7 protein-coding genes and 1 pseudogene are annotated in these 6901 nt (G+C 71.5%); 3 read left to right on the plus strand and 5 right to left on the minus strand.

Annotated features, from left to right (window positions below):
• Nucleotides 1–1146, minus strand: a pseudogene (locus ACK5KK_RS05460) (hypothetical protein); the annotation flags it as partial.
• 313 nt (nucleotides 1147–1459) lie between these two features.
• Between ACK5KK_RS05460 and ACK5KK_RS05465 the strand changes: the two are divergent.
• Both ACK5KK_RS05465 and ACK5KK_RS05470 read left to right on the plus strand, forming a co-directional pair.
• Nucleotides 1460–1867, plus strand: coding sequence for a transferase (locus ACK5KK_RS05465; protein WP_416889079.1), 408 nt, complete (start codon nucleotides 1460–1462; stop codon nucleotides 1865–1867).
• A 49-nt stretch (nucleotides 1868–1916) separates the two neighbouring features.
• Nucleotides 1917–2459, plus strand: a complete 543-nt coding sequence (locus tag ACK5KK_RS05470) for a thermonuclease family protein (RefSeq protein WP_416889080.1) — start codon at nucleotides 1917–1919, stop codon at nucleotides 2457–2459.
• Nucleotides 2460–2673: 214 nt separating this feature from the next.
• Here ACK5KK_RS05470 and ACK5KK_RS05475 read toward each other — a convergent pair whose 3' ends face one another.
• Genes ACK5KK_RS05475 through ACK5KK_RS05490 form a run of 4 tightly spaced genes read right to left on the minus strand, consistent with a single transcriptional unit; the run spans nucleotide 2674 to nucleotide 6085 of the window.
• Nucleotides 2674–3288, minus strand: coding sequence for a response regulator (locus ACK5KK_RS05475; RefSeq protein WP_416889081.1), 615 nt, complete (start codon nucleotides 3286–3288; stop codon nucleotides 2674–2676).
• Nucleotides 3285–4385 (minus strand): sensor histidine kinase, encoded by a 1101-nt coding sequence (locus ACK5KK_RS05480; RefSeq protein WP_416889082.1) that lies wholly within the window; start codon nucleotides 4383–4385, stop codon nucleotides 3285–3287. The genes ACK5KK_RS05475 and ACK5KK_RS05480 overlap by 4 nt, the downstream gene beginning before the upstream one ends.
• Nucleotides 4386–4397: 12 nt before the next feature.
• On the minus strand, nucleotides 4398–5156 hold the full coding sequence (locus tag ACK5KK_RS05485) for an ABC transporter permease (protein ID WP_416889083.1): 759 nt from the start codon (nucleotides 5154–5156) through the stop codon (nucleotides 4398–4400).
• A complete protein-coding gene (locus ACK5KK_RS05490) occupies nucleotides 5153–6085 on the minus strand; it encodes an ABC transporter ATP-binding protein (protein ID WP_416889084.1) in 933 nt (310 codons plus the stop codon). Before ACK5KK_RS05490 ends, ACK5KK_RS05485 begins: the two co-directional genes overlap by 4 nt.
• A 150-nt stretch (nucleotides 6086–6235) precedes the next feature.
• Here ACK5KK_RS05490 and ACK5KK_RS05495 point away from each other — a divergent pair.
• On the plus strand, nucleotides 6236–6901 hold a 666-nt coding region (locus tag ACK5KK_RS05495), incomplete at its 3' end, for a hypothetical protein (protein WP_416889085.1).

Below are 6901 nucleotides of genomic sequence, written 5' to 3' on the forward strand. Positions count from 1 at the left end.
GAAGGCGGTGTCGCCGACCGAACACGGGTCGGCGGGGTTCGTAGCCTGGAACGCGGCGGTGATGGTCTGGGCGCCGGACGCGGTCGGCGTGAAGTCGGCGGACGCCGTCGTCGCCCCGGCGGCGACCGTCGCGGTGGCCAAAGTCGCTCCTCCCGCCGAGAAGGTGACGCTGCCTGCCGCAGGCGTGTGTCCATCGACGTTGCAGGACAGGTCCGCCGTCAGCGTGGCGGTCTGCCCGACGGAGCCGGAGCCGTCGGTCGCGACGACGTTCGCACCGGCCATCCTGAAGGTGATCACGATGGCACTGTCGGCGCCGGCGGGAACGGTGTCGGCGGGAGCGTAGCTCAACCGTGTGTCGTCGACGTAGGCGGAACCGCCACCACCGGCACCCCCAGCCCATCCCTGGCCGGTGCTCCCGGCATCGCCGCCGCCCCCACCACCGCCGCCGTAGTAGCCGCTGCCCCCGCCCCCGCCGCCGCTCCCGCCGTCGAGATATCCGGGGCGCGGGTCTGCGCCGTTCCCGCCGTGTCCCGCCGACTCGAAGGCGAGCACGTACGGTTCGGATATGCCGTCGACGATCGGCGGAGGCGTGCCCACATAGCCCATCGTGGCGTTACCCTCGGTTCCCGCGACACCCGCCGCGCCCGGAGCAGAGAGTGTCCCACCGCCGGCCGGTCCGCCGTTTCGAACGGATCCGGCAGCCGCCGGTGATCCGCCGTTGAGACTGAGTGCGCCGCCGCCGACCGAGTCCGGGCTGTCGCCACCGGCGCCGCCCACGATGAGGAAGGGGTCCCAGCCGCCGCCATTGCTGCGGAACACGAAAGCGCCGGAGCCGCCTCCGGACCCGCCGACGGACGCCCCCGGGGCCTTGGCGTTTCCGCCGTTTCCGGCACCCATCCCGCCGATACCACCACTGTCGCCGTTGGAGGCGCCCCCCGCAGAGCCCACGAACATCACGAACTCGTCCCCCGCGGCAAGCACGTGAGCGAGCGGTTCCGCCTGAATGTTGCCGCCAGGCGTACCCGAACCGGAGTCGGCGCCCTTCGCGGTGAACACGATGTCGGTCGCGCCGGCCGGGAGGCGCCAGAGGGCCTGATCGTCGGGATCGGTCGTGTCCAGGACGACGCGGCAGTTGTCCCACGTCACGCACTCGCTCGGCAACGGTGCAGCGTGAGCAGGCGTCGCGAATGCGATCAGTGAGGCCGTGACAGTCGCGCCGGCGGCGGCGAAGGCAAGAGCCCGGGGCAGGGGGGATTCGGCGGTACGCGACCGCATGGGATGCCTCATTTCTGGGCCCCGAACGATGTCGTACAGTGCGCGGTCGTCGTCCCGCGGATTCGACTCTAACGAATGCGCCAGCGCCTGGATAGGGGGCTGGGCCGAGTCCCGCGCGCCGACATCGCACTCTCGGGAATGGAATCGCTCCCGACCGCGTTGTCCCTGGTTCCGGGAGGATTCATTGGGCAAGAACTACATCGACATCGAGGACGACCGCGGCGAGACCCTGCGCTACCGCAAGCACGCCAACGGTCGCGGGCTGATCGCGCACGGCGCGAAGGTGCACTCCAGCGCGCTGGTCGAGGTGGGCGCGTATGTCGAACCCGGGGCGCAGGTCGCCGCGGGCGCGTACATCGGCCGTGGCGTGTGGGTCGAACCGGATGCCGTCATCGGCGAGAACGCGCAGATCGCGCCGAACGCGCACATCGGCCCGGGCGCGGCGATCGGAGACCGCGCCAAGATCGGCATCCGCGTGTACGTCGGCGCCGGGGCGCGGGTCGCACCGCTGTCGCTGATCGGCGACGATCAGCAGATCGCCGCGGGCGACCACGTCGCCACCGACCGCCGCGGCCTGCGGCTGGCCGCCTGACCGCTCCCCTCACGGGGAGGGGCTGCGCGCCGCGATGGAGTCGCGCACGATGAAGCTCCGCGCCGTACTCGTGGCCCTGGCGGCGGTCGCTGTGGTCGCCGTGGTCGTGATCGGCTGGACCGTGTTTCGGCCGGATGCCCAGGAGACCCCGGCATCCGCGCTCCCCCTCCCGGAGGGAGCCGTCGAGCTGACCGTCGAGCACGTGTACGACGGCGACAGTCTGCGCGCGATGTCGACCGGCGGCGGGTTCCCGGTCGGCGAGGTGGAGGTGCGGTTGATCGGCATCGATGCCCCGGAGGGCACGCCGACCCCGGAGTGCGGGGCCGACGAGGCGCGCGCACAGCTGCGGCGGCTGCTTCCGCAGGGCGCGCGGTTCTGGGCGGTGCACGACGCGGAGGCGACCGACCGCTACGACCGGCAGCTCGCCTACGTGTGGACCGACGACGGCCGTTTCGTCAACGGCATCCTGGTCGCCGGGGGTTTCGCGCAGACGCTCACCGTGCCGCCCAACACCGCCCACGCCGACCTGCTCGCTACCGCCGAGGCCGAGGCGCGCACCGCCGCCGCCGGCCTGTGGGCCGCCTGCCCCTGAGCCCCGCTACGCCCGCCCAGCGACCCCCGCCCGCGCGGCGACCCCCGCCCGCGCGGCGACCCCCGCACGACTGACCCCGCGAGACTTCACAAATGTCCCGCTTTTGACGCGATTTGGGGACATTCGTGAAGTTTCGCGAGCCGAGGCGGGGCGCGGCCGCGGCGGGAGCGGGACTCAGGGACTCAGGGACTCAGGGACTCCGGGCTCGGGGAGCTCAGATCCAGCCCTTCTCGCGGGCGATTCGGGCGGCCTGGACGCGGTTGGCGGCGCCGGTCTTGCCGATGCTCGTCGACAGATAGTTGCGCACCGTCCCTGGCGACAGGAACACCTCGCGCGCGATCGCCGCCACCGGCGCGCCGCCGGCCGACAGCCGCAGCACCTGCTGCTCCCGCTCGGTGAGGGGGTTGGCCCCGTCGAACAGCGACTCTGCTGCCAGCGCCGGGTCGACCACACGCGCACCGGCATGCACGCGGCGCACGGCCGCGGCCAGTTCAGCGGGGGGCGCATCCTTGACGATGAACCCGGCCGCCCCGGCATCCATCGCCGAACGCAGATATCCCGCGCGGGCGAAGGTCGTGACGATGAGCACGCGCGTCGCGGGGCTGGCCGCGCGGACGGCGACGGTCGCGGCGATGCCGTCGACCCCGGCCATCTGGATGTCCATCAGGCAGACATCCGGCCGCAGCCGAGCCGCTTCTGCCTCGGCGGCGCCGCCGTCGGCCGCCTCGCCGACGACCTTGAGGTCGGGCTCCAGACCCAGCAGCGCGCCCATCGCGCCACGCACGAGCGCCTGGTCATCGACCAGCAACAACCGGATCCGATCGCTCACCACGTCACACTCACCCGGGTGCCGGTGGGGTGGACGGGCTCGATGTCCAGCCGCGCGCCGGCCTGCGCGGCCCGCTCAGTCATCGAGCGGATGCCGTTGCCCACCGGCGCGGCCACTCCCTGGCCGTCGTCCTCGATCGTGACCCGCCCGGGGCCGACCTCGACGCGCACCGCGCGTGCACCGGCGTGGCGGAGGATGTTCGTCGTGGCCTCGCGCAGGATCCATCCCGCTGTCAGCGACTGCACGGGCGAGATCGCCGCCACCTCCCCGCACGTCGTCATCGACACCCCCGCATCGGACAGTGCGGCCGCCGATGCCGCGAGCTGATCGGCGAGCGTCGTCGCCTGCATCCCGGTGACGGTGCGTCGCACACTCGCGATCGCCTCGGCGGCCAGCTGCGACACCTGCTCGATCTCGGCAGCAGCCCGGTCGGGCTCGGCAGTCACGAGGCGTGCGGCGAGGTCGGCCTTGAGCTTGACGACGGTGAGGGTGTGTCCGATGAGGTCGTGCACGTCGCGCGCGATGGTCTCGCGCTCTCTGCTCGCCGACAGCGCCAGTTCGGTCTGCTGATCGTGGATGCCCGCTTCAATGAGGGTCGTCGTGGTCGCCGTCATCACGAACGCGAGCGCGATCGCGATGAGCACCGCGACATGCTGACCGACACCCCCGGCGAACACGGCGACCGTGCCCCCGACCACCACGGTGACCGCCCCGACGACCCACATCAGGCTGCGCGCGAGCAGAAAACCCGCATACGCGACGAAGAAGGGCAGGAAGGTCAGCACCTCGTCACCGATGGCGGGGATCGTCAGCACGGGGCAGACGACGAGGACGCCGAAGATGCGCCAGACCAGGCGCGGACTGCACAGCCACCCCGAGCGCATCCCGACGACGAAGCCGACGACATAGCCGACGGCGAAGACAGCGGTCGCGACCGCGCCGACGACCACCCACAGCGGATCTGCCTCGGACTGCGCCAGCGCGACGATCGGGTAGATCAGAAACACCAGCCAGACGACGCTGACGAGCCACCCGTACCGCGACCAGGGTCCGGCCTCGGCCAATGTCACTGTTCCCACCGCTGTCGCCGCTGTCATCTTCTTGCGAGCCTAGCGACGACGACGCGACCGCACGATCCCCACGCGCACCAGACCGGCGAAGACGATCGTCCACGCGACGATGTTCAGCATCACCGCCCACAGCGGGTCGGATCCGCCGTCGACGAGCGCGCCGTCGGTCGCCGGCCAGCGCACGAGCGCCACATACCCGTACATCGGGGTGTAGTGGGCGATGTCGAGCATGATGCCGCTCATCGGCAGGAAGGCGTTGCCGAAGAAGCCGAAGAAGGTGATCGCGATCGAGGCGAGCGCGGCGGCGGAGTCGGAGGTGAACAGCAGGCCGACCCCCATCCCCCACAGTCCGAACATCGTGCCGACCACGATCGTGAGGACCGCGGCCACCGCCCAGCGCCACGGGTCGTCCGCTTCGGCGCCGGTGAGCGCACCGGCGAGGTAGACGAGGGCCACCGCGAGCACCGAGTACAGCGCCGCCGCACCGAGCTTGGTGCCGGCGTAGGTCGTCATGCGCATGGGTGTCAGCGCGAGCTGGCGGCCCCATCCCTGTGCCACTTCGGATGCCGCCAGCGAGCACATCGAACTCATCGCGGTCGCGGTGCCGTACGCCCCCATCGATACCATGACGTAGAACGCGACGTTGGCGTCGCCGACGCTGCTGGCGGCCCACTCGGCGGTCGCGCCGAACAGCATGTACATCGCGACGGGCAGCCCGAGGGTGAACACCAGCGTGTAGGGGTTGCGGACCTGCCGCAGCAGCTCGACACGGAACATGGCGGGCGCGATCACACTCATGCGAGCTCCTCGGTCAGGGTGGTGAATGCCGATTCAAGGGTGGGCGCGGTGATCTCCAGGTCCCTCGCCCCGGCCGTCAGCAGGCGCAGGGCGAGGGAATCGGCATCCGCGGCCTGGAACGTGATGCGGTCACCGTCGATGCGGATGCCGGAGACACCGAGTGTGCCCGCGATTTCACCGGCGAGGTCGTGGACGGCGCCCGGGGTTTCGTCGGGGAGCCGGGCCGAGACCGTGCGCCCGCCGAGCGAGGCGCGCAGGTGCGCGGTGTCGGCATCCGCGACGACGACGCCGTGGCTGAGCACGATGGTACGGCGAGCGAACTGCTCGGCCTCTTCGAGGTAGTGCGTCGCGAAGACGATGGTGCGGCCGGCATCCGCGTCGGCGCGCATGACGTCCCAGAAGCGGCGCCGGGCGACGACGTCCATCCCAGCGGTCGGTTCGTCGAGCACGAGCACGTCGGGGTCGGGCAGCAGGGCGAGCGCGAACTTGACGCGCTGCTGTTCGCCGCCCGAGCATCTGCCGATGCGCCGGCCGGCGATCGGGCCGAGGCCCGCCTGCGCGATGACGTCGTCGACGCGGCGCGATGCGCGGTGGAGGCCCGCGACGACCTCGATGGTCTCACGGACGGTGATGTCGGCGAGGAGCCCGCCGGTCTGCAACACCGCGCTGAGGCGACCACCCGCGATCGCCCGGCGCGGGGGCTCACCGAGGACGCGGATCGAGCCGGCATCCGGTTCGGTGAGACCCACGACCATGTCGAGGGTGGTGGTCTTGCCGGCGCCGTTGGGCCCGAGGAGGGCGACGACCTCGCCGCGGGCGATGCGGAAGCTCACGCCGTCGACGGCGCGTACCCGGTGTTCCCCGGCACCGAAGTGCTGGCGCACGTCGTCGACGTCGAGCGCCAGCGGCGGGGCGGTGTCTTTCGTCATGTCCCCAGCATCCCGCCCCGCCCGCGTCCCGTCAGGAGCCCGCCGTGACCGGTTCCCCATGACGGATGTCACATCCCCGCCCGCTCTGCGACAGCCGGGGCCGGGGAGCGCGGGACGCTAGGGTGACAGGAAGAGGCGAGGGGGCGCAGCGTGAACGGGACGGCCAAAGCGGGGATTCGGGTTCTCTCGGCGCTCGCGGGGCTCGCGTTGCCCGGGCCGCTCGACCGGATGCTGCAGGCCGGCACCGAGGACGTTCTCGGCGCGGACGCGACCGTCGGTCGCCGGAAACTCCGCGCCATCGTCGTCAGCGCGGGGGCAGTCCTCTCCGGCGAGAACGCCCCGCGCGAGTGGGGGATGGTCGAGGATGCGGACCGCACCGCCGCAGAAGAGATCCTCGTCGGCTGCATCACCGATGCGTCGCGCGAGGCGCTGTTCGGTGCGGCACTCCTCGGTGCCGAGGAGTTCCAAGCCGCACTTCTTCGAGTCAACCCGGACCTCTTCGACGGAATGTCGGAGGGACAAACGGAATACACGCGCACGCTCATCGACGTGACGCACAGCGCGGCGACGGCGGCGATGACCCACGCCGACCTCATCGAGGCCACCGGAACGGCCCTCAACGCACTCAAGGCCAGGATTCCACACGATCACCACATCCGGCAGCTGATCGACCAGCGTCTTGCCGACCTGGTGCGCGCCCGCCCCCACGTCGTGACCGGGAACCGCCCCCGCGTCGTAGACTCGTTCGTCGCGCGACCCGAGCTCACCGACCTCACGACCGCTCTCGATGCGGGCGTGACGGCAACGATCCGCTCG

Origin of the sequence: Microbacterium sp. (genome assembly GCF_047972865.1) — a bacterium.
GTDB lineage: Bacteria > Actinomycetota > Actinomycetes > Actinomycetales > Microbacteriaceae > Microbacterium.

Bases quoted from the DNA above. Each gene is read 5' to 3' on its own strand.
- ACK5KK_RS05490 (WP_416889084.1), bottom strand. From the start codon at position 6,085: ATGACGAAAGACACCGCCCCGCCGCTGGCGCTCGACGTCGACGACGTG.
- ACK5KK_RS05480 (WP_416889082.1), bottom strand. From the start codon at position 4,385: ATGACAGCGGCGACAGCGGTGGGAACAGTGACATTGGCCGAGGCCGGA.
- ACK5KK_RS05470 (WP_416889080.1), top strand. From the start codon at position 1,917: ATGAAGCTCCGCGCCGTACTCGTGGCCCTGGCGGCGGTCGCTGTGGTC.
- ACK5KK_RS05485 (WP_416889083.1), bottom strand. From the start codon at position 5,156: ATGAGTGTGATCGCGCCCGCCATGTTCCGTGTCGAGCTGCTGCGGCAG.